Annotated in this window: 17 protein-coding genes and 1 pseudogene; 3 read left to right on the top strand and 15 right to left on the bottom strand. The window is 36.7% G+C overall.

Annotation, left to right across the window (positions count from 1 at the left end; translation table 11 throughout):
- Window positions 1–78 precede the first annotated feature (78 nt).
- From L2567_RS21350 to L2567_RS17390, 3 genes and pseudogenes are all read left to right on the top strand, one after another.
- Window positions 79–210 (top strand): annotated as a pseudogene (locus tag L2567_RS21350) (hypothetical protein); the annotation flags it as partial.
- Window positions 211–673: 463 nt separating this feature from the next.
- Complete coding sequence (locus tag L2567_RS17385) at window positions 674–1,333, top strand: hypothetical protein (protein ID WP_235299089.1); 660 nt, start codon at window positions 674–676, stop codon at window positions 1,331–1,333.
- Between the two features lie 365 nt (window positions 1,334–1,698).
- Window positions 1,699–5,709: a T9SS type A sorting domain-containing protein gene (locus L2567_RS17390; protein WP_235299090.1), complete on the top strand. Its 4,011-nt coding sequence runs from the start codon at window positions 1,699–1,701 to the stop codon at window positions 5,707–5,709.
- Window positions 5,710–5,771: 62 nt separating this feature from the next.
- Here the strand turns inward: L2567_RS17390 and L2567_RS17395 are convergent, their stop codons facing one another.
- The 15 genes from L2567_RS17395 to L2567_RS17465 form a co-directional block, all read right to left on the bottom strand.
- The gene (locus L2567_RS17395) at window positions 5,772–7,139 is read right to left on the bottom strand and encodes an ATP-binding protein (RefSeq protein WP_235299091.1); all 1,368 of its coding nucleotides are present in this window, start codon (window positions 7,137–7,139) and stop codon (window positions 5,772–5,774) included.
- A complete protein-coding gene (locus L2567_RS17400) occupies window positions 7,140–7,994 on the bottom strand; it encodes a DUF4412 domain-containing protein (protein WP_235299092.1) in 855 nt (284 codons plus the stop codon).
- 55 nt (window positions 7,995–8,049) lie between these two features.
- Complete coding sequence (locus tag L2567_RS17405) at window positions 8,050–10,518, bottom strand: contractile injection system tape measure protein (protein WP_235299093.1); 2,469 nt, start codon at window positions 10,516–10,518, stop codon at window positions 8,050–8,052.
- A 15-nt stretch (window positions 10,519–10,533) separates the two neighbouring features.
- Window positions 10,534–13,287, bottom strand: a complete 2,754-nt coding sequence (locus tag L2567_RS17410; protein WP_235299094.1) for a hypothetical protein — start codon at window positions 13,285–13,287, stop codon at window positions 10,534–10,536.
- Between the two features lie 7 nt (window positions 13,288–13,294).
- Window positions 13,295–13,456, bottom strand: coding sequence for a hypothetical protein (locus L2567_RS17415; protein WP_235299095.1), 162 nt, complete (start codon window positions 13,454–13,456; stop codon window positions 13,295–13,297).
- A 2-nt stretch (window positions 13,457–13,458) separates the two neighbouring features.
- On the bottom strand, window positions 13,459–14,367 hold the full coding sequence (locus L2567_RS17420; protein WP_235299096.1) for a hypothetical protein: 909 nt from the start codon (window positions 14,365–14,367) through the stop codon (window positions 13,459–13,461).
- A gap of 3 nt (window positions 14,368–14,370) precedes the next feature.
- Window positions 14,371–18,357: a hypothetical protein gene (locus L2567_RS17425; protein WP_235299097.1), complete on the bottom strand. Its 3,987-nt coding sequence runs from the start codon at window positions 18,355–18,357 to the stop codon at window positions 14,371–14,373.
- A gap of 30 nt (window positions 18,358–18,387) precedes the next feature.
- The gene (locus tag L2567_RS17430; protein WP_235299098.1) at window positions 18,388–18,807 is read right to left on the bottom strand and encodes a GPW/gp25 family protein; all 420 of its coding nucleotides are present in this window, start codon (window positions 18,805–18,807) and stop codon (window positions 18,388–18,390) included.
- 8 nt (window positions 18,808–18,815) lie between these two features.
- Window positions 18,816–20,630 carry a phage baseplate assembly protein V gene (locus L2567_RS17435; protein ID WP_235299099.1) on the bottom strand — a complete coding sequence of 605 codons (1,815 nt, stop codon included), beginning with the start codon at window positions 20,628–20,630 and terminating at the stop codon, window positions 18,816–18,818.
- Between the two features lie 4 nt (window positions 20,631–20,634).
- Window positions 20,635–21,309, bottom strand: a complete 675-nt coding sequence (locus L2567_RS17440) for a CIS tube protein (RefSeq protein WP_235299100.1) — start codon at window positions 21,307–21,309, stop codon at window positions 20,635–20,637.
- Between the two features lie 2 nt (window positions 21,310–21,311).
- Entirely contained in the window at window positions 21,312–21,512 is a 201-nt protein-coding gene (locus L2567_RS17445) for a DUF5908 family protein (protein WP_235299101.1), read from the bottom strand.
- A gap of 2 nt (window positions 21,513–21,514) precedes the next feature.
- Window positions 21,515–21,976, bottom strand: a complete 462-nt coding sequence (locus L2567_RS17450; protein WP_235299103.1) for a phage tail protein — start codon at window positions 21,974–21,976, stop codon at window positions 21,515–21,517.
- A gap of 5 nt (window positions 21,977–21,981) precedes the next feature.
- Complete coding sequence (locus L2567_RS17455) at window positions 21,982–22,440, bottom strand: phage tail protein (RefSeq protein ID WP_235299104.1); 459 nt, start codon at window positions 22,438–22,440, stop codon at window positions 21,982–21,984.
- A gap of 187 nt (window positions 22,441–22,627) precedes the next feature.
- Window positions 22,628–23,083, bottom strand: coding sequence for a phage tail protein (locus L2567_RS17460; protein ID WP_235299105.1), 456 nt, complete (start codon window positions 23,081–23,083; stop codon window positions 22,628–22,630).
- 61 nt (window positions 23,084–23,144) lie between these two features.
- On the bottom strand, window positions 23,145–23,609 hold the full coding sequence (locus tag L2567_RS17465; protein WP_235291106.1) for a phage tail protein: 465 nt from the start codon (window positions 23,607–23,609) through the stop codon (window positions 23,145–23,147).
- Window positions 23,610–23,622 lie beyond the last annotated feature (13 nt).

Below are 23,622 nucleotides of genomic sequence, written 5' to 3' on the forward strand. Positions count from 1 at the left end.
TTGATGCACTTCCAAGATCATCAGACTAGGCAACCATGCAAGAACAAATTAATATGACTTGCAAAGCTAAATGTTTGTGAAGATCGATACGGAAGGGCTTCCACGTTAAAGGTCTCACAGTTACTTGCGAAAGCGTGGAAAAAATATATTGGAGAATACACGCTAGCTGATGCGATAGGGGATCGACTTAGACAAAAAGCGCAAAAATAGAACTCAAAGGAAAAAGATTACCGGACATTAGTAGCCTAAAGAAATTATTAACCTAATAATGATTGAAGCATTTCTCAGAATTTGAGGGGGTCAACTTGTTAGAATGAGACTGCTTATGATAGGTGTAAACTTGTAGGAATTTTGTAAAGAAATAGAAGATTTGTACCATTGCTTCCACGTCATGATCTGAAGATCAGCTTGATAGAAATAGGGGGTCAGAGATACAGGTATATATGATTTGTGTAAATTAAACTGCAAGCTATAACTGTATTATCTTTACATATAGCTAGTGTTTTTTAATATCTTGCGATTAAGAGTTTTTAAGGATATTTGAATGTAGATAGAATACATCATGCGAAAATAAAATTACAACTTTTTTTACAAATTTTATATGATTTATTATCAACTAGAAGTTAAAGATTTTTTGAAGCAATATAAGAACTGTAAACTTACTCTAGAGGAAATGACGAGAATTAGAGAATTTGCAAGTACTTACATTGACCCCTATCAGGGAATTTCTAGTAAAAAACCAAATGATATTCCATTACAAAAAATAGTTTATAATGTTAACGTAAAACCAAAAGATATTTATGCTTTAAGTTCTTCTTTTGTAAGAGGAAATGCGATCAGTAATCGATTGAAGGAGGTCTTTAATGACTATAACTTGCCAGGGCATACTGAATTTGAAGGTATAAAGTATTATTACAAAAATAAAAACTTACGTAATGACTTTAATTATCTTTTTATATATGAAAGTGTCTATGATAAAATTGATTTGAGTAGATCAACATTTTACAGCTATAATTATTCAGATAATATTGAAGTTCGAAAAAGTGGAATAAAATCAGAAAAGATAATCGATAGAAATTTGAAGTTTAAAACTAAAGAAGAAGTAAAGAGCTATGACACTAAATTAGAAAAGCTGTATAATCAAAAACTTTGGTTTCAATCATTGGTGATAGCATGTGAAATAGAATATGATATTGTAACTCTATACAATTTAGCGAACAGGTATTGGATGATTTCCGAAAGACTTCTTGACAAGATGCAGAAATTAAAGCTAACGGGATTTGATTTTATAGAATTTCCGGTGAATATTAAGTTTAGAAGTGATGCTGGCTAATTATGCTGGGTAGTTAGTATTTTTTTAAACGATACCTTTTACTATTATTCTCTCATGAGAAGTAATTTAAAGAGAAACAGTACCGCTGTTTCATATTTACAAATTCAAATATAAAATATACCATAAAAAAGGTAGTATAACATATTAAAGAAATCTTATATTTGTTCCTGTAAACTAATCAACTGTTAAAATCTGTCCTTTCGGACAGTTCCTTCCTGAACGATAATGTAAAATAAAACGATAGAGCTTCGACTACTCTGATCGTATGGACTTTTCGTCTAAGGTATTTAATAACTACAATTTTATAATGTGGGCTGCCGACTACAGCTTACCATTACTCATTTTAAGAAAACTATTTAAATCTCATGAAGAAAGCGATTTACACTTTCCGAACTTTAAGATGTCATCTTTTGATGCCTCTGACACTTTTGTTTTTAATAAGTATTCCAGAGGTTCTTGATGCTTGTGAACTTTCATGTACACAATCCCAGCAGGTTTCATTTGATGAAAATTGTGAAGCATTGATTACACCCAACTTAATTCTTAGTGATGATGGTGCTTCTTGTCCTGATGGAACAACCTTTTCGGTAGGTGTTAGAAGAACGATGAATGGCCCCAATTTACTTGAAGGACCAACCGTTGTGGTTGATGAACAGTTCTTAAACGAAACCATCATTGTAGAAGTTACTGCTGATGATGGAAATGTGGTCAACAGATGTTGGGGAAATGTATTATTAGAAGATAAGCTGGCTCCCTCCTTGAATTGTCCTGATATCACAGTTTCATGTGCAGAAGATGAACTTCCTCAACCAACATTAGACGGTAATGAATGTGGGGATTTCACTATTAATTTAGTGGGCCAAAGCCCAGATATGACTATGTGTTCTGATACATTGAAAACTTTCGATCAATCCTTTACAGCGACAGATGAACAAGGAAACACTACACCAGAGCCTTGTACCAGAACTGTTTCCGTGATCAGGTTAGATATTGAAGAGGTTATATTTCCGGAGAATTTCAGAGTTTCAATGGGTACAGCCTTATCATGTGATGGTGATTATCCGAGAGTGGAGGAAGGGAGTATTATTCCAGATCCTTCATTTACTGGTGTGCCGACGCTGGATGGCGAACCATTATTTCCAACAGATGACTTTAATTGCAATACAGTAGTGACCTATGAAGATATGATACTTCCTGAAGTAGGTTGCGTTACTAAAGTGATGAGAACGTTCACCATTTCTGAATGGATATGTGGTGAAGATCAAATAACAGATAGCACACAGATTATCGAAATAGTAGACAATCAAGGTCCTGAAATACAGCCTATCAATGATGCTACCATCTCTACATCAACTGGTTTCGACTGTGAAGCGGCTTATTTATTACCACCTGTAAATGCAGAAGATAATTGTAAAGAGGTCTCAAGAATAGACATAGCCTATCCAGGCGGCTTTATTGAGGACTATGATGGTTTCGAAATGATCACTCTTGATAGAGGTTCAAATTTAATTACGGTTACAGCATATGATGCTTGTCTGAATTCTACCGAAGAGACATTTACGGTATTGGTAGAAGATAATAATGCACCAGTAGCAGTATGTGATCAGAATACTGTGGTGGCTTTAAGTTCAAATCCTGATGGATTGACGGAAGTGGCAGCCATTTCTTTTGATGATGGTAGCTATGATGAGTGCGGTCTCGCTTCGCCGGCTTTTAGTGTTAAAAGAATGGATGACGGAGCGGCATGTGGAATTGATGGAGATGAATTTTCTAGTTCTGTATTCTTCTGTTGTTCAGATATCGGAAATAACCCTCAAGTCATTTTTAGAGTGACAGACCTGGAAGGCAATACGAATACTTGTATGGTCAATGTAGAGTTGCAAGACAAACTTCCTACTTTACTCATTGCACCAGCTGACATGACAGTTGAATGCGATGAGCCATTTGATCTTACAGAACAAGGCCTGATAGATGCTTTTGGAGACGCCACAGGAGTTGATAATTGTGGCAATGGAGCAGGTGCGATTAACAGATCGTTTGCAGATCTGCGTGATGATTGTAATTTAGGTGAAATAAGAAGATTTTTTACCAATCCTGATGGTTCAGGCAATACTGCAGTACAGCGTATTTTCTTTGAGAATGATGATCCTTTCGATGTTGAAACGGATATAGAGTGGCCGGATGATGTGACTTTAAGCGATTGTTTGCCATTGGCGATGGGAATGCAAACGGAGGATTTAGCAGAAGTAAGTCCTGATGTTACGGGTAGACCTATTTTAAGCAAAGATGCATGCGACATGGTGGGCATTGATTATGATGACATGATTTTTGAGATGTTTAATTCAAATAGCGCTTCTTGCTTCAAGATCATTAGAACCTTTACTGTAGGAGACTGGTGCCAGGATAAAACGGTACGCTACTCGCAGACCATTATGGTTATCAATGAGATTGCCCCTGAGCTTCAGTTATCATGTGACACCATCAATGTAGAAACATTTGATGCAGAGTGTGAAGATGGAGAAGTTACTCTTAGAATGGCCGCAAGTGATGATTGCACCCCAGCTAGTGCTTTGTCCTGGCAGTTCTCAATAGATGCCAATAATGATGGATCTTTTGATACGATCAGCCCAATACTTAAGGGAAGTGAAATTGACTCACTCAATGGAGAAGAAGTTTCTATAATCGATGCCTCAGGTGACTATCCAATAGGAACACATAGGATCGTTTGGACCGTGGAAGATCGATGTGGAAACTTGACAAGATGTACACAAATTTTCACTGTTTCCAGTGGAAAAGCACCTACACCTTATTGTTATAATGGCTTAGCGATCGAAATTATGGGGGTAGATAACGACGGTGATAATGTTATAGACGACGCAATGATCGATATTTGGGCATCCGATTTTGATGCAGGATCATTTCATAGCTGTGGTTATGACGTAACTGTTTCGTTCTCTCCGGATCCACTAGATACCGGAAGAACATATACTTGTTCCGACTTGGGTGAAAATCCTATAGAATTGTGGGCTACTGTGACCTTGCCAGATGGTACTCAAGTTCAGGATTTCTGTACTTCTTATATTGATGTTCAGGACAACATGGATCGTTGTAGTCAGCTCAATGGAGGTGATGATGAAGAAGAGGATATGTTGACTGTCAGAGGCCGAATAGCCACAGAATCAGAACTTAATATAGAAGAAGTAGCAGTTCAGGTTACAAATATGGATATGTTGCCTGCAATGACTAATGTTGATGGGGAGTACTTATTTGCTGAAATGCAACAGGGTGGTTCGTATAGCATGAAACCACATCTGGATAAAAACCCTATGAATGGCGTTACAACTATCGATCTTGTTCTGATACAAAGATATATTCTAGGGCTTAAGGATCTAGAATCACCTTACAAAATCATTGCTTCGGATATCAACAACGACGGACAGGTTACTGCCAAAGATCTGTTGGATCTGAGAAAGTCGATATTGGGACTAACAGATGGTATAGCCAATAACACTTCATGGAAATTTGTAGATAGAAGTTACAATTTCATTGACCCTACTAATCCTTTACAGGAGCCATTTGCGCAGAGTTATGATATATATAACATGAATTCAGATATGGCTATTGATTACATTGGTGTCAAAATCGGTGATGTCAATAATACGGTTAAAGCGAATAGGGCTATAGAAGGAGAGGTAAGGAGTAGCTCGAGATTAAATTTCGCAATAGAAGAAAAGGCAGTCGAAAAAGGCGAAATGGTTGAAATTCCGGTCTATGCAGACAATTTTGACAAGGTATACGCTTTCCAGTTTACGATTGAAATAAATAAAAACTTAAGCTTTGTGGATATTAAGCCAGGTGCACTGGAGGTAAATGGCAATAACTTTGGTTTACAATTAGCTCATGAGGGCTTGATCACAACCAGCTGGGATGACTATGTCGGCAAATCAGTGGACAGTGAAGAGCCTTTATTCTACCTTCACGTCAGTGCGGAGAACTCTTTTGATGCGTCCGAAGCCATAACGTTTGGGTCAAGCATTACAAAGGCTGAAGCTTATTCTGAAGAAGGTGTTTTGGATGTCAATCTTGTAAAAAGGAATCAACCATTGGCGGTCAATTCCTTCAAATTATTCCAGAATACTCCGAATCCTTTTGAATCGTCAACCGTTATTCGATTTGAATTACCTGTCAGCCAGGTGGCCAGTTTGAATATCTATGATGTAACAGGGAAGTTGATTAATTCCTATAAGAAAACTTATCAGCAGGGTATGAATGAAGTAGAGATCAGTGTAAATGAAATGCCGACTCAAGGAGTTCTTTACTATACTTTGAGTACAGAAAATTATACCGCTACCAGAAAAATGGTAGTCATTAAGTAAGATATTATTGTTTGTGGGATGGGGTCCTCCTTCGCATTAAGTTGTGAAGGAGGCCTTTTTTATCAAACAGTTTTACCTTCTTTTCTAAATTCTTTTTTGATACCCTCTATGATATCTTCCTGATAAACCTTTTTTTCATCACGAATAACTGCATTAAGTGCGCAATGCCTTAAGACGTTGATGATAGAACCACCTGTCATTTCGTAATTCTTGGAAATGGGCCATAGATCTACCTTGGGATCGATCTCAAAATCCTTGAAGGCGTTTTCCCATAATTTCAGTCTTAACTGTGGGCTTGGGGTAGGGAAGTAGATCATAGATTGAAACCTTCTGGCAAATGCCTCATCCATATTACTTTTAAGATTGGTCGCCAAAATGAGAACACCTGGAAAGTCTTCAATTCTTTGTAGCAGATAAGCAATTTCCTGGTTAGCATACCGATCCTTTGAATCTGAAGTACTCGTTCTTTTCCCAAAAATAGCATCAGCCTCGTCAAAGAAGAGAATCCAATTCTTATTTTCGGCCTGATCAAATATGTTCGCCAGATTTTTCTCTGTTTCACCTATATATTTAGAAACAATCTTGGATAAATCCACTCTAAATACATCCAGACCAGTAGATTTACCAAGCAGTGAAGCAGTCATCGTTTTTCCTGTGCCTGGAGGTCCGTAGAATAAACTTCTGTATCCTGGTTTGAGTACTTTTGCAAGCCCCCAATCATTAAGTATTTTACTATAATTATTGATCCAAACCAATATTTCCTGAATCTCATCCATGAGATATTCTTCAATGACTAAATCTTCCCATTCCAGTTTTGTCGTAATTTGTTGAGCTGGAAATTCCGATGAAAAGTTCGGTTTGTATTGAGTTCCATTGGTGAAGTATGAAAGATAATCCGGTGTGATGGAAAGAATGCCGCTAAGAATAGGCTCGTTACTTTTATCTTTATCCAGACTTACTATTTTGTATTTACTAAAGTAATGATCTGGATCAAATATGTTCATCACTTTGATCTTGCCCAGAATATCGTTTCCTGCTATGACAAAGGCAGCAGTCTCACCTGTAGGGATAAATCCACTGTGTTGGCTTCCTTTTACGCCGCCAAATTCCGTGAACCCCCTGCCATATTTTTCATTCTTGGTAAAAAAAACGTCCAGAATTTGTGGACAGATGTGTGGAGCCATGGCCAAGAGAATGATGATCCTTTCTTCGATGGAAACATTGTAGTATTTGATTACATCAGCATAGACAGATGACCCTTCCTTAATTTCGGGAACTGGAATTTCATGAATGCTAGCGTACTCACTAGGCTGATTAAAATACAACTTGAACCTGGTATCCAGTATACTGTGTAGCCACTTCAGCTCCTCTAAAAGCGACTTGGAATTGTTTTCAATCTTTAGGTTTTTTTCGGTAGCTACAACGTCCATTTACTTTCCTGCTTCCAAATCAGTCATATCTACAAGTTGATAAGCAGACAAATCAAATAGTGAAGGATCTGCATCTTCTTGAATATCAGTAACATTGTAAGTCACGATTTTATCGTCGTCATATTCAAGACTCATTCTTAAGGGAAAACCCAATGCGGGATCAAGATATAAGCCATCAAGCTCTAAAAGGGAATAAACTACTGCTATTTCAGCATCTATCTCTTTCGTAAACCATATTTCACCTTCATAATCTTTATGATCCACAATATACTTTCTTGCAATGTATCCTCCTATGGTTTCAATATCGTCCGTTCTTTCAGCTTCAGCATATTTATCTTCCACAACATCGGACAGGGAAACCCAATCTTTAAGAGCTTTTCCATTGTAAAGTTCGTTGTTAATCGTAGTCTGGGTTTCTTCTTCTTTGTTGTATATAATTAGATTGTGCGGTTTTTTAATCATCAAGGGCCTGATGGCTGTTTCATATTCCCTCATGGCAATGGTATACATGTTGCTTTCATCATCTCCTTCGCCAGAAACATCTCTGGTGATTAGAAACTGTCCATTAAATGCATTAGGAATAACTTCCTTAACTACAATAGCTTCCCCATCACCTTCGTAATAAATATCATCATCCTTATCCTTATTCTTACCGCGTTTTCTGCGTTTTTTTCCTTTGATAGCATCTTCAGTCTCATCTAGAGTGTTATCAATAGCTTTATCAATATTGCGGTCAATACGCTTGTTGACAGAACGTTTCGCATCACGTGCGATTTTACTTAGATCAATTTGAGCCTGACCACTGACTACAAAGCAGAATAGAAAAAATATAGGAAATAATGACTTGAGGTTCATAATTTAAAGTTTATCATTCAAAGAATATTTTATAGACGGTTGAGATACTATAAAGTTACATAATATTTCGTTCCCACTCAACACTTACGACGTATGGTGCCCAAGATAACTTGATCATTCCGATACCCCATGGAAGCTTATCCATTAAGATATCATAGGCTTTTTTCTCAACGGTAAGTAACCATCCATTAGAAGATGGAGTCAAAATTCCATCTCTTATTAGGAACGAGCCTCTTAATCCATCAACACTTGAGCTTTTTAAAGCGTTCCATTGCTTTAGGACATTGTTTAACAAAGCATTAGATACGTCTATTTCTTTTTCTGTCATCTTTATTTCATAAGGCAAAGATTCATCGAGCGGGTAGCCTGTTAAAATTTTGTTAAGGGGATAATAGAACTCTTCACCATATGACCTTTTAATGGCAAGGTATTGTAGAAGGTGACAAGCTCTTGCCCTTTCTTCCATAGATCTGAAATTCCCTTTGCCATCCAATAATTCGAGCATATTGAAGTATATCTTTAAAAATGGCCACAAAATCACTAATCCGGCATTCTTAACACTAATGTCCTGAGCATAATTGTCATAGGTAAAATCAACTTTCAATTCATCTTCTACTTTTTCCTTGGTTAATGCCAACAATAAATTGAGCTCTTTACTGACTTCCTCAGATAGTTTCCATCGGTTTTGCAGAACGGTTTTAGCATCGCCGAATTGTTCCATCCAGTAGTTGACCATTTCTTCCAGATAACTCTTTTTATGCTCTTTGCGTGCATAATAAAGCATGAAAGCTTTTTGAAATTTCTCCGGAACACCGCCTTCTATGTTGTACTTAAAGTACAAGTACTTGTTTTTGATTTCACTATCTGTATTGGGAGCAAAGGCTTTAACCATATGTAATAGTGCCTTTTCTGATAGATTTCCGAATATTTCATAATTCATCTTATCATTATTAGCGAAGATGGACAATTTTTTAATCTGGCTGGCACCCAAAGATAATATTGCGAAATCGATTCTTTCGACTGTAGTCTGAATCCCTGAACTGAAAGGAATCGCATGATGTCTTAAATAATAGTCCACAAGGTCGACTTCTTCATATATCTGTTTTGCATACTTAGGTTCTGAACCAAAATAGTTTCGCTGTTTGATGTCAAAATCGAATTTGCTGGTATCTCCTTCCTTCAATAAAATTTTAAACAGCTCTAAATGAGCATTTTTAAGCCCACCACCACTCTCTCGATTTATACTATTCAAATGTTTATTAACGTATGCTCCTTTTCGGACGAATGAGGAGATTACTTTAACGATCGAGGGCTTCGAGATCTTTTTAAAGAATTGCTCAGCTATTTTTTTCCAATCGCGATCTGAGTCATATTCGATGATAAGATATTTAAGCAATGACTTAAGTTTGTTAGGATTGTCAGCGTAAATAAACCTGATCATATCGTTGATATCAAATCTCCTGATATGGGCTTGAAAACTTTCATCACTAAGATCTAATACGAGTGCTGTAAAGTAATCCTCAAATGCCCTGGGAATCCTGGGATCAAACTTAGATTCAGATTTTGTTTGGTCTAACAGTCTATTTAATCTCACCTTAGCCTTATTATCGTGTCTTATTTCTTTATTTATGGCCTCTGAGAACCCTGGTTGCTGATGATTAAGATTAAAAACATCCAACATGGAAGTTCCGAGTTCATATTTTACATTAGAGGGTAGTCTTCCATATTTTAAATAGTATATTAATGCTTTATCAAGAGGTGTCAACCGTTTAGGCTCCACTGGCAGTCTTTCAGCACTTCTGAGCTCTTCTTCCTTGTCCGGTTCAATATTTAACTTCTCTCTTTGTTTCCCATCTTTCAGTTCTAAATGCAATTTTGCTGGCATACCTTCAATTGAGTGTGGCTCTGACTTATTCTCTTTTTGCGATTCGTCTTTAATCGTAAACTCACTTTCCGAACTCGACCTTATTGGTTCTTCCTTAGAATCAAGATTGATTTCATTTTGTTGGGGGGCAATCCGAGATTTTTTTATGACCTCTTTTTGAATATCAATGGCATCGGCTATAATGTAGTCTTTTAGGTCAATGATCTCTTTCTCTCGTGCTTGAATTTCTTTCGTCAGCATGGTAGATCTTTCCGTTTTAACATCTGATCTGTAAAAGAATTCAGTCTTATCCAATTCATAATGTCCTCCGGAGGTAGGTCTGAATTTAGCCTGAGAAATCTCTTCCTTCAGATTGCTAACATGCTTTTTTAAAAAGAGATCGATTTCTGACGCGATGGCATTCAAGATGTATTGCTCGAACGCATGTGTTGGAATATTGCCCAGATCTATTTCAAGCTTTTTAATAATGAGGTCACCTCCCGGAAGATTGTATTTCTTGAGAATTTCAGAAATGGCAGATGGCAGCTGGTAATTGGTTAGTTTAGAGATTTTATCTGCATAGGGTTTGAATTCACTTTCGGAAGCAAATTCAATTTCAAAATTGAGGTTATGAATGATCAATTTATCTTTTGAAGCCATCCACGCAAGCTAATGTTATTTTAGAGCTTTGATTGCAGATGCGATCTCTTTCTCCAGATTTTTATTGACTTCCTTACTATCAAATTTCTTAATGAAGAGTAGTAAAAGATGTGAAAGGTCATCCAATAAAGGTTGAGTGGGCTCAGGTTTGCATCGTTCTTCAAGCCATTTTTCATAATACTCTTCGAATTTTGCCAAATCCTCTATTCCCAACCAGAAAAAATTTAATTTCAAATGCGCCGGAGCGTTTATTTTGACAATATTTTCGAATAAATATTTCATTCTACTACTATTGAATCTACCAGACCATGAAGGAATAATGAAACTCATTTGTAGGGAAAACGGATCATCATCATAAGCTTTGATTTTACCAAGATCCTGTTCGTACTGAATTCTAAATTCCAGTTGGGGACTGTCTATAGGTGTAGCCTTTATTTCCTCAATTAGAGCCGGAATGGCATCATCTGCACTCTTCTTAAGTAAAAATGAATCATTAGAGGCTACTATATTACCTGAATCATCTGTTAAATTCAAGGCATATTGCTTCTCTCCAATTTTCTCCACTTTATAATTCTTTTTCACCTTTCCGAATTGAATCAAATCAGCAACAAAACTGAGTTGATCTATTTCTGGATCTAAGTATTGATATTTACTTCTTAACAACACATTGTTATCGCTTAAATAAGTAAAGCAGTACCTTGAATCCGTATCTCGTAGAAGGATGTGCTCGATGATATGAAAGCCTTCTGACTGAGAATTGTAATCCGTCAATTTCTTAATCAATTTCGTCAGATCATTCTCGCATTGCTTGATATCTTTTCCTTTGTATATCAATATAGATTCCCGTGATACAGGGTTTTCGAAGAATATACTGATATTCTTGCCATCATTATCTAAATGGTAATTCGACCGCTCTACGCCATAAGCCAATATTTCGGAAAGAATGTTCTTATTTCCAGAGGTGAATGTAAAATGATTTGCTTTTGTCTTTGATTTGGGCTTTTCAGATGTTTCTTCGACGGCTAAATCTTTTGAACTTTTGATTTCAGAAAGTTTCTTGTAGCTGTAGTCCTTAATATTGAATAGAAGGCAGATTTTCTTCTTCAAACTGGAGACATTCTCCTCAGATTGAAAATCCTCCATCTTATTGAATCCTACTGCTTTGTCTCTGCCGATTTCCACGTAGTTCTTGATGTATTTGAGTTTAGCATCAATGGTTTTCTTGAGAAAATCAATTTTTGCATAGGAGCTCGATTCTCTATGAATTGCAGAATAAGCCTCACTCAGAAATTCTTCTCCAAATCTCGCTAATATGTGATCTAAAAAGCGGTTTCTACGCTCATATTTGTTGTCGTATTTGGACAATATTTCCTTAAAGGTTTCTTCAAAACCATCTTCTCCATTGCCCAGAATATCTTCATATCCATTAATATAGTCTAAGGGCTGGAAAAAGTAAGTTTCATTGATATCTTCATCAGCGGAGAGCAGTTTGTCAACATTGACCAGCTGCCGTAGGTAGTTGGCCATAATTTGCTCATAAACAAAAAGATAGGCTCTAAGTTGTTTAACTTGTGCCAATCGCATGTCAGTTTGCTTACCTTGGAGACCATAGTCAGTGATACCGTAATTTCTGGGAAAACTATTTTGGATAGAATAGTAGTATTCGATTTCTTCTTTGATTCTTGATGATTCAGTTTCTTCTACATCAAAATCGATAAACCTTTTATGTTGGATGGTATCCCTATTTCTAATGGTGTCTAATGTGTACTGGATTACATTTTCATCCGGTGCATACAGAATTTCTCCAGCATATAAGGAGATCGACTTACTTCGAATAATTTTCGAAATATCCAGATTGGGTATTTTATAATCATCTAATTGGATCAGTTCAGTTTTCACTTCTTTTCCACTCTTGAAGATTGAAAAGTTGATGACTTGTTCAACGCCTTCAGTGTCCGAAATAAGTCTGATCAAATCAGATTTAAAGAGTTGATTGACTTTGCCTAAAGATGATTTTTCCAGTTCATTGTCGAGAACCAATCCATTTTCGATAGGTGGATTATTAAAAGCAGATTCATAGCTATAACCTTTCTCAAGAATCTCTTCCAAATTGTATAATGAAATATTAGGCGCAAAGTGATCCAGCATTTTACTTATGATGCGGGCAATGATGGCCTCTCCTACAGAATTTTGAGAAATGGATATATCCGCTTCGATGCTGATATTTTCTGGTTCCAAAATTTTTATGGATTCGAAATCTTCACATAGATTGCGATTCTTATTCAGAAGATTAAGTACTTTATTGATGATATAGGATCGATCATACTTTTCTTCATCTAACAATAAAAGCACTTCATAAAGTCCAATCACCTTGGCCCCAAGACTACTCTGTCGCTTAGGAACCAACCAGGCATTTTTAACTTCTTTGACATTATCTATCAATAATTTACGATAATCATTGATGGTAGTTGGTGCTGCTGGCAACACTTCGTTGGCCTTATAAAAAGTTTCCGCAAAAGCTCTTTTCTCCCCATTTTGGCTGAAGAAAAGGTCGGGAACCGAAAAATTAGACTTGTATCCAAGTTCCGTTAGTGCAAAACATAGATTCTCAAGAATGGTAATACCTGGATCATGTTCGTTGTAATCTGTCCAAATTTTTCCTGAAAGTTTTTGAATATGCTCTATTCCTTCACGCTTTAATCCTTTAAAGTCCATACTGATGGGCAGGACTTTCCCTTTTTTGATACTTTTAGGTTCTATGTTGGACATACTGTTTTCAGTTTTCTTTGCTGATGGAATTCAATTTCTTTATTTGTTCATCAGCTTGCTCATTGATTTTTCCTATTAATTCATAAACTTCTTTAAAAGGCTCTTGAGCCAGGGATTTGATAATTTTATTGGTTTCCTCTAATGTCAAGGTTAATGTTATCTCTTCCATACTTACTTTCTTTTAATCGTAAGACCACCCTTCCGTTTAGTAGATGTCGCACCATTACCGGGGCTAGTGGGCGCAGGTCTGGGAGCAACGGGCCTGGTCGCGTTACTATCTTCCCATTTTCTTTGTGGATAGACTTCTAATTCATAGTCTTTGTCCCATAGTCTTTTGACCCTATAAAAAATTTGCTTGGGTTGACCATCTTTCATTCCGTAGTGACCTTTGGTTTTGATCTGGCACATATACTTAAGCTTGCCTGGTTCAGTATTTAAGTCATCTATGATCCAACGAAATTTAATCTTATTCCAAAACCTTCCAAAGAGCCATTTATTACCAGATTCTACAGAGACTACTTTTGTACGATATCCTCTCTTACCGTAGGTCATTAGTACTGTGCCAATGGACAGTCCGAACCTCTTATCTTTTTCGTCCACAATGTGCGCAATAATTTCATAGGCCTGGCATCCTTCCAGATTGGTCATTTTTGCCATGGTATGCCATTTTGCATCTGCTAAAGCAGTTCCTACAGAATAAGTTCCTACAATGCCTTTGACTGCTATCAAGCCATTTACATCCAATTGATAATTAGGGTTTTCTGTATTGATACCGACTCGCCCTCCTTCTTTAATGAACATTCTGCTTTTCTCACCTTCGAGGAAATTAAGACCTTTACTTCCTCTCTCACTATCTAAAGAAATACTCCACAGTGGAGTCGATTTATCACTGATCCTCTGATAGAAAGAGGCGAGTTTTTTTGATGGCCCTTTCGCGGTAAGTACTAATCCTTGTTCGGGATTAACACCAAGACCGTCATCTTTTATATTTAGGGCGCTGTCCACTAAATGTTCAAAGGCTTTATCGTGAAAACCGCCTTTGTATATTTTATATAATTCTGATCTAGTATGTTGAGCCATTCTTTATAATTTAATACTAACGGTATAGGTTTTCTGAGTTTCTTCGGTAGATGTGTAAGCTCTTTCCAAGATAGGGTTTTTAATTTTGATATATTTCTTTTCGCCAAGGATGTTGACTTTATCCTGAAAACGAATTATCTCGTCTGTATTCACCCGTTGTTGAGGTGGTTCTTCTTCTTCATACTCTACCATTTCTATTTCATGCTCTGAATCAGGCAGTAAGACCCCCCAAGGCCTAGCTTTAATAATCGAGACAATATCAGTTTCCATTGCTGTGTCATGCAGTTTGTATAAACCATCTTCTTCGATGATATGGATAATGGAAAACTTGGTGAGAAACTTGACATAATCAAGACCTTTAATAAAGTTTTGAATCACGTTTTCGTTAATGGATCCTCCGATTACAATTTCTTTTTTATCGTCGTTTATCCATGGAGAAATAAAATGGTTGATATCCTGCACAAGCCTTTCCATGGTCTGCCCGTTGTTCATGTTTTCAATAAATTTCACGTTGCAAACAATTCGGACGTATTCATACTGAGGATTGACCATCTTTACAGATGTAAAGGGTGAAATCAGATAAGCTAATTGTTCTTCAAATTGCATTAGTTGGTGTAAAGAAAACTTAGGAGTGAGGTTTTTAAAGTAAACTTTCTTTCTTGGTACAACGACTACTTTCACGCCTTCTTTGTGCTGAACGCCATTATAATCCTCCTTACTTTTTTCGACGTTGATATACTCTTCAACGGTTTCAATGTGATTTTCTTCTAAAGGATTGCTTAAGTATGATATCACTTTGGTTTGCTGGACTTCATAAAACTTTTCAAGAACAATCCTTTCGATATCCCAGTGAGTCACACCTCTGCCCTTATGTCTAATCCTTTCACTCACCCGGGCAAAAAATTCTTCGTCATTTTCTTTAGGCTTTCCACCAAAGGATTCGAATCCTTGACGAACCGTATCTATGGCCACCACTGATTGCTGCAGTCTATTGATTGAAAATGGTGGAAGCGGTTCACGAATACGATCTATAATTTCATCGTTCATAACCCAATGTGCCTTCACTGCATGTGGTTGGAGATCTATCACGTGACAAACCAGTTCCGTATTGCCATGCAGAGATGCAGCCAACCAAAATAAGTCATAATCGAGAATATCATTCTGGTCTTCCAGTGCGGCTGGTAATTGAAGTCTGACAATTCCAGACTTGGTAAATCCATCTGTACCATCAAACAAAACTTTACTCTCATCCATAGTGTACCAGATGTTATTAGACAGATACTTCCACTCTATCTGAGGAATGGTATTCACATTTTGAATTTTAGTTTTTTTCGAGCTTAATTCAAAGTAAAGTGAAATTGATTCCGGAGGATTAACATCCTGAAGGCCTATAAAAAGGTAACCATCGGCTTCATATTTTGGAAGAAGGCCATCTTTGTCAGCTGATCCATCATAGTAAGTTTTCTCGATACCAAAAGGGTGAATGTAAAAGTACTCTTCAGGCAACGGTTTGCTTCCAAAGGTCACATTAAACTTAGCTTCAGCCTGGTAGGAGATGTTAAGATTTCGAGCATACGGTGTCACGGGTTCTTGTGGGAATTTTCTTTGCTCCTTAGGATTATTTATATTTCTATTGAGGGCTTCTTGTACCTCATTTTGATAGACATTATGTGAAAATGCATTGCGTGGTTCCACGATCTCCATCACGAAATATCCAGTCTTCGTATTTTCATCTAAAGGATTATTCTCAGGTAAATATGGATCTGGATATATGTCAAGATTATCGAACGCATAATTATTTAATTCAAATTCACTTTCTGAAATATCAGTCTCATCATGAATTTCCAGATCCCCTTCGGTAGATGGGAAAAATGGAAAATTTAGTGAATCATCAAAATTGGTGATCACTTCATAATCTGAAATGGCTCCGAATCTTATTTTGAGCGAAGATGGATGAACCGATTCCTTATAATCAGAGTATCTGTTCTTAAACTGACTTACGGTATCGGGCATATTTGCCCAATTGAATTTAAAAGTGGCATTCGTCACTTCTTTGCGAAACATTTCAGGAACACCGATGTAACACCTGGCATTTCTGCCGGGATTATTTCCGAATGGATATAAGTTTCTTGAGGTCTGAATATTGTAATTTTCATCGTACACTGTAAAGTTCCTAATTTGATCTACACTGACCTTCATTTCAACGTCTTGTACAATAAGACTCTGGAGGAATGAATATGAAAATGGTTGTTTATTATCGTTTAAGACCACCTTCATTACAGGGAAATCAGTGTCGAAATATTCGTCCTTGTACTGATCCGGATCAAATGGAACGATCGGAGGTTTTGCCTTGGATACAGAAAATTTGATTTCAAGAGTGTTCATAATGTCAATGCAGTCCTCTATATTCTGACTAAAGTCGTAAAGCCAGTTTCCATCGCCTACCGCTCGGATAGTAATGGTACTGGGATCAACTTCTATCCATTCTTTTTCTCCAGTAAGATAAATTTTAAAATTTCTGGTGGTGTCTATCTGATTGAATACTCTGTTATAGAACGTTTCTTCAATCGTATTCATAGGTTCATCTGCCTCTTTACTGGCATTTACTTTTTCATGTACATCATATACCAGGCGTTTATAAATTCTGGTGGACTCTCTGGTGAAATTTAAGCGAAGCGTGACTTCTCTTCTTCCTTCGGCTAATTCCAATATGGGAGAGGCAATGGCAAAACCCAATTCAGCAGTTTGCATCGTATTTTGTCCTTGTGGCTTATATTCTTGTTCTTCACCGAATGTAGGCCATTCATCGTAGACATTTTCAAATTTTGCACCTAGGCCATCTTTTGAATTAGCTATGGGAGCAGAATAGATGTGGCTGACCAGTTTATAATGGCTGGTATCCAAATCATCAATTCTACTGAGATATAGCGTTTTTAGTGCTGCAATTTTTGCACTTGTAATTTCCAGATGATCTGAAGTTTTAAAATCGACATTCACACCATCGATGATCACAGATGTGTTTAGTATACTACCTTTAGGGAGATAATGTCTGTCGAAACGATCCTTCAATGTAAAATTTACGAAGACCTCATCAGGAGTTGCTCCATTGGGCTGCAGTTTGAGATACTTTTTGTAGTAAAAATTTAGTAATCTGGAGCTGATTGAATTGTAGTCGTTTTGTACATGATTAAACAATTTCAAGAAGGAGATCAAGAGTCCAATATTGGGATGATGGTCATTCTTGAATTTTAAAGAATTGACAAAAAACTTCTCAAAATGATAGACTGAATAGTTCAAAGAGTTGAAAATGGACCTAAACAACAATCTGAATTGCAGCATGGCTGAAGTAATCTTTTCCAACTTATCTTTCCCGAAGTATATGTTGTCTTCTTGTACATCATCTAAAGCCCATATTTTCTTGAAATTTTTGAAATCATATAGGTCCTTATCATCAATGATTTTATCCTTTACTCCAGCATCGATGTAAGATTTAAATCTTTGAAAAGGAAAGCGGACTTTTTCTACAATAACATTGTGAAATTCATGTTCTACTGTATTTTCAAACCGGCTGGACTGGAGATTTAGTTTGGTAATGTCAGCATACCATCTATTAAATTTTTGTGCCTGTTCGAATAATAAATCAGTAAGTTCTTTGAAATATTTATATCGTTGATCAAAGTTTTGATTTTTATAAAAATTTGAAATAATGATATTAAACTTTTCAGTTATCTTCTCAAGATCTGTGCTGATAATGGATGCCAGCACGATGGAAATATCTGAAGAGTAGAAATTATTCCAATTGCCTTCTTCTTCGTTTTCTAGATTGTAATACTTAACATGTTGGCTAATATCTGCTATAAATGCCAACATGGTAGGCATATTTCGATCTTCAAGTCTTACGTAATTTGGATCTAGTGCCTTTAAAAGCCGTGAGGATTGGTGGGTACCATTGCCAAAAAAAGAGGAACTATTGTGTAGTACTTCCTTCATTATGTTTCAATTGGTCTTTATTGGTCGTTGTTAAATATTGTCTTCGTCAATCAGAGTTCCCTCTAATTTATAAAAAGGAAATACAATATTACTCCTAACATTGATTTTTCTTATGGTGTATTCTAATTTAATATCAAGGATACCTTCTAATTCTCTGCTGGTATCTATTTCAACGTTGTTGAGTGTAATTCTGGGTTCAAAGTAGAGTATAGCCGTTTCAATGGCACTTTTCATTTTGGTCAAAGTGGACTTAATGGTAGGTTCGAAAAGGTAATCATAAAGGTTGCATCCAAATTTTGGGTTGGTGATTCTTTCTCCCGGTCTGGTAGAAAGAATAAGCTTCAAACTTTGTTCTATATCAATTTCGTCTTCGACCATTTCCACTGCATTTTTTTCTTTGACGAATGTTGGTGGAAAGGTCCATCCTCTACCTAAAAATGTATTTTTCATATTGATTATCAATTTATCATTACGACTGATCCTTTAATAGTAGCTATGGCACTAGATGACATGGTGGCACCGATGGTGCCGGCTTCAAATTTACTTCCTGCAGTATTTTGCATGGTGGCTGACATTCCTCCCTTTGCGCTAAAAGTCATTTTTGATTCTAAAGCCATTTCTTGCATGGAGTCCATATTCACCTTGCCTTTTACGTCCACCACAAAATCTTTGTTACCTGTGAATTTGAATCCACTAGAATCCATGACCATCTTATTGCTATGTTGATCTTCTAGAGTGATAGATTTTTCTCGATCATCTAATTTTATCTTTTGTCCGGCTGGAGTTTCTACCCGCACAATTTTATCTTTATCGTCAAAATGGAGTAATAGGCCTTCCCTGGTTTTCCACCCTTTGTGGTTATTTTCATCAGTGTGTATGAAGTCATTCGAGGCAAAGTAATTTACACTTGAATAAAGATGACCCAGAATGACAGGAAATCTTAAATCACCCCCTAATGCTCCAAGTATGACCTCGTCATCAACTTCAGGAAAAAAAACGGAACCGAAATCTCTACTGGCCATGATATTGCTCACCCTGGCCCACACCCCTCCATCTATATCTCCGCCAAGCATTGGAATTTTAACCAGAACTCTTGCTTCACCTTTGGGATCAACTATGTCTAATACTTTGCCGATAAATAAACCTTGATAGCCAGGAAATAGACCATCAGCTAAAGGAAGTGTGACGTCATTTTTATTACTAATAAAAAGTTCAGGCTTAAGTCCAACTTCAACTTCAGTAATCCAATCGCCATCTTTTTCTTCATGATAAACTCCAGTCACATAAGCTTCCCCGCTAAAGTGCGGAGAAACTTGCTCCAACTTTAAAAAGTCGTTAGGATTAATTTTTGCAAAACCTCTAAATTTTACAGTTCCTCGGACCCTTGATAATCTGGATATCAATAAGGTAGATTCTGCCCATTTTTCGAGCTCCTGGCCTTCTAAATAACCTGTCGAATGTAGTTTTGACTTTTTAAATTGCAGTTTACCTGCAATATCTTTTCCTTTAATATTCCCCAACTTGTCGACCTCTGAGGGTTCTTTGCTTTTGCCTGTTACATTTTGTTGTGTCGTGTAGTCCCATGCAGAGGTTTCCACCTCTAATAATTGTGTTCTGGCATCAACAGATAAATCCATCGAAATGATATCTAGTCCATATTCTACTACAGCATCAGTTTTTGCACCCTCACTTGGTTTAACAATTTTCAGTTCATTATTCAAGGTGTAAACGACGAGGTAGTTAGCTTGAGCACGAGTAACTATAAAATCCCAGGCAGTGCAATTTTGTTGTACAACCCGTTCATGAAGGATATTTGTAGCTGAACATGAAACAGGAACGCTCTTATCACTTGCTAAAGCCTTGATGACATCAGAGTCCTTAATATCCTCATAGATCTTAAATTCTCTTTGACCTGTAAGTACTATACTCTTATCGGCACATTCTATAAATACATGTGAGGTGCCGGTAGAAGAGATCTTAATGCCATGTTTGACAATGATGCCTTTAAATACAGAGTCATTACTGGTACCATAGCCCATTTGAATTTCAACTTCATCGCCTTCTTTGAATTTGTTCTCTTCTATAGTTTTAAATTCAGTATCATGCATGGTGCCATCCTCAATTTGTATCTTTGCAGTTGCAATTTTATTAAGTGCCTTTGATACAGAAATATATGTTATGATAAACTCATCAGGGACGGCTTGTCCGTTTATCTTGACTTCGTATGAAGTTAATTCGATCTTTTCCTGACTTGTTAATGGGCTAGCAGGCATAGTATTAATTGACTAAAGGAGGAAAAATAATTTGTTGTCCCGGTCTCACCTGTCTAAAATTTGTAAGATTATTTGCTTCAGCGACCTGGACATAATAAGTTGGGTCATCATATATATCATCACAAATGATTGGAATTTTATCACCTTCCTTCATTAACTTCATATGTGTCATGTCTGGCGAGTTTCTATTTTGTTGATGAGCCTGAGCAATCGCGGGCACAAAATTAACAAAGACAAGATCCACTTCAGCATTCGTTGCGGTGCCATCAGTATTAAAAGTGTTATAATTAATACTCATGTCTTTCAAATGCCCCAGAAACTTAAATTCACCCCAAAGTACTGTGACATATGGTGATTTGTGGCTAGAACCATCATAGTCATAAGTTGCTTTCAATAGATTATCTATTTGTTCACTGACACTGGTAGATTCCCGTCCTGAATATGCGTCAAATTTCGTCAAGATTAGTTTGATCTCCATTTCTATTTCACCGTGACCTTGGTATTGTTTGACATCATAACCTGAATTAGCTCTATTGTTGGTATTGAATAAAATAGATCTTTTTGTCTTTATATTGGAAGGGTTAACCTTCGCTTTAAATTCTTTCGGTCCAGCTTGACCAGGTGAAGATGGTGGATCTGTGTGTCCCCAGATGTATATATATTCTACTGTTGCAGCCATGGTTAACGTTGATTTTGTTTATCAAATTCATTGGCAATAATATCTCGACATTCATTCAGAATTTCCTCTCTCAGAACTTTAATAATTGAAGAGTTGATGATATTGCTGTTTCTGTTTTCAAATTCTTTGACCACTGCACTCCTGGAATGAATGGAGTTAGAAACAATTCCTTTTATTCTTAATTCTCTGATTTCTACTGGCATAATTAGGTATGAACGTAAATAGATGTGCATTCTAAGACGATGGTTTCCAAGGTCAGTTCTTTACTCATGGCATCAAAACTGGAAATCTCCCACTTCGTAGGATATGCTCCTGTTAACAGAAAGTAAGCCACTGGATCCCCTTTCTCGTTCATCAGAGTAACGGTCACATCCTGATGACTAATTTCATTATCGACCTGATTCATCTTTAGATTGAAAACAGAATCAAGGATCTTCTCGCTTAGTAAGTTGCCTTTGACCAGTCCTTTCTTAAAAGATACCGGACCTGGTTTTACTTTATCAAATTTTTTGGGTGCAGCCGTTGAGTCTCCACCTGGGTTTTCTTGCTTATATTCAATGGTAGCTGAAAGACCACTAACTTCTTTAAAAGCCATTTCTGTGCCTCCCATAACCACTTTAAAATGGTAACCAGCTACAGGATATTTGAGTGAATTGGTTGATGCCATAATTGTTATTTAATCTCTATACCGGAGTGACTGAATTCTATTTGTTCTATTGCGATTGCATTGTCGCTAGCACTCAATGACTCCATGGTCAGTTTGGTGGGTACTGCGTTTTTGGCGACCCAAGTAAAAGCACTTGAACTGGTTTCATCCAGTAAGTCAATCTGAACATCAATTGCTTTTTCATCTGTACTAAAGAATTCTTTGAGCTTAGTGACGTTATCATAAATTTTGATCAAGTCTTTATCATCTTTAAATAAACCTTTTTTTAAAGTGATGCTTCCTGACTTGCGCATACTCACTCTTCTTGCGGGAATAAATTCTTTGTCTGTACCATTTCGGTATTCTGTGATTTCATTTTCAACAGTTAAGCCCGTCACTTCCTGAAAAGCGATGGTGTTACCATCAATCTTTACTTCGAAATGAAATTTCGGTAATGGGAATTTATTATCTGCGGATGATGCCATTAATAATCAATTAATTTTTACAAACCTATTAGGTGATCAGAGAACATTTAAATTTCAGAATGAAGAAATTAAATTCATTCATTTCTTGAAAAAGTCCAGCATGAAAGAATAATGCGCTCCTCCTTGCTGAACTTATAATATGATTCGTTGTAAAAAACTTAGTAATATTTACAATGAATTATTTGTATTACGCTTGAATTATTCCGGAATGAACAAAATCAATTTGTTCAATCGCGATAGCGTTCTCTTCAGACTTTAAGTCTCCATTGGTCATTTTTATTGCGACTGCCTTAGCAATGGTCCAAGTTATCACTGTTCCACCTGATTCATCTAAGAGTGTGACTGTCAGATCAACTGGAGTTGACTGGCTGTAATAATTCTTATCATCTATGATGGTTTTATAATTGTCCCAAACGTCGGTATCACCTGTAAAGACGCCTTTCTTGAAACTTACCGTTCCTGTTTTTCTTAATCCTGCCCTTTTTAAGGTTACAAATTCAGGATCATCACCTGACCGGTATTCCATATGATCGTTTTCCATATCCAAGCCAGTCACTTCCTGAAAAGCAATGGGTCCTGATCCCAGGTCAACGGTAAAATGAAACTTCGGTACCGGGAATTTATCTTCTGCTGACGATGCCATAAAGTTTTACTTTTTAAAATCGCCTCCGGAAATATTACCGGAGGCGTAAGATTAATAAATTTTATTCGAATTCAATTTCGATTTCCTCGTAAGCAAATTCGATAGATTCTATCGCTACTTCGTTAGCATCTGATTTCAAATCAGTAAAGCTATACTTAATAGGGAAACAATTCGTCAAGTTACATGACATCACAGCTTCGCCCTGCTCGTCTAGGAGAGAAACGACAATGTCCATTCTGTCATCTTGAGTATAGTAAGCCTTTTCCTCAGTAATGGCTTTCCAGAATTCCAAAGAATCTTCATCATCGTGGAAAATACCTTTCTTAAGAACAAGATTACTAGTTTTAATTAAGCCTGCGCTTTTGTTAGGGCTGAAAATCTCGCTATCGCCATGTCTGTATTCGATAACAGTAGTCTCAGTCTCTAACCCAGAAACTTCTTGAAAGCTAATCGGAGTACCATCAATTTCGACTTCATAGTGAAATTTAGCTACTGGCCACATGCCTTCATAATCTTCTGCTGCCATAATTTATTTGTTT

The sequence above is a fragment of the Portibacter marinus genome, assembly GCF_021533195.1.
GTDB classification, from domain to species: domain Bacteria; phylum Bacteroidota; class Bacteroidia; order Chitinophagales; family Saprospiraceae; genus Portibacter; species Portibacter marinus.

Excerpts from the sequence above, each read along its gene's own strand:
- L2567_RS17385 (WP_235299089.1), top strand. The coding sequence starts at position 674 with ATGACGAGAATTAGAGAATTTGCAAGTACTTACATTGACCCCTATCAG.
- L2567_RS17390 (WP_235299090.1), top strand. The coding sequence starts at position 1,699 with ATGAAGAAAGCGATTTACACTTTCCGAACTTTAAGATGTCATCTTTTG.
- L2567_RS17395 (WP_235299091.1), bottom strand. The coding sequence starts at position 7,139 with ATGGACGTTGTAGCTACCGAAAAAAACCTAAAGATTGAAAACAATTCC.
- L2567_RS17400 (WP_235299092.1), bottom strand. The coding sequence starts at position 7,994 with ATGAACCTCAAGTCATTATTTCCTATATTTTTTCTATTCTGCTTTGTA.
- L2567_RS17405 (WP_235299093.1), bottom strand. The coding sequence starts at position 10,518 with ATGGCTTCAAAAGATAAATTGATCATTCATAACCTCAATTTTGAAATT.
- L2567_RS17410 (WP_235299094.1), bottom strand. The coding sequence starts at position 13,287 with ATGTCCAACATAGAACCTAAAAGTATCAAAAAAGGGAAAGTCCTGCCC.
- L2567_RS17415 (WP_235299095.1), bottom strand. The coding sequence starts at position 13,456 with ATGGAAGAGATAACATTAACCTTGACATTAGAGGAAACCAATAAAATT.
- L2567_RS17420 (WP_235299096.1), bottom strand. The coding sequence starts at position 14,367 with ATGGCTCAACATACTAGATCAGAATTATATAAAATATACAAAGGCGGT.
- L2567_RS17425 (WP_235299097.1), bottom strand. The coding sequence starts at position 18,357 with ATGAAGGAAGTACTACACAATAGTTCCTCTTTTTTTGGCAATGGTACC.
- L2567_RS17430 (WP_235299098.1), bottom strand. The coding sequence starts at position 18,807 with ATGAAAAATACATTTTTAGGTAGAGGATGGACCTTTCCACCAACATTC.
- L2567_RS17435 (WP_235299099.1), bottom strand. The coding sequence starts at position 20,630 with ATGCCTGCTAGCCCATTAACAAGTCAGGAAAAGATCGAATTAACTTCA.
- L2567_RS17440 (WP_235299100.1), bottom strand. The coding sequence starts at position 21,309 with ATGGCTGCAACAGTAGAATATATATACATCTGGGGACACACAGATCCA.
- L2567_RS17445 (WP_235299101.1), bottom strand. The coding sequence starts at position 21,512 with ATGCCAGTAGAAATCAGAGAATTAAGAATAAAAGGAATTGTTTCTAAC.
- L2567_RS17450 (WP_235299103.1), bottom strand. The coding sequence starts at position 21,976 with ATGGCATCAACCAATTCACTCAAATATCCTGTAGCTGGTTACCATTTT.
- L2567_RS17455 (WP_235299104.1), bottom strand. The coding sequence starts at position 22,440 with ATGGCATCATCCGCAGATAATAAATTCCCATTACCGAAATTTCATTTC.
- L2567_RS17460 (WP_235299105.1), bottom strand. The coding sequence starts at position 23,083 with ATGGCATCGTCAGCAGAAGATAAATTCCCGGTACCGAAGTTTCATTTT.
- L2567_RS17465 (WP_235291106.1), bottom strand. The coding sequence starts at position 23,609 with ATGGCAGCAGAAGATTATGAAGGCATGTGGCCAGTAGCTAAATTTCAC.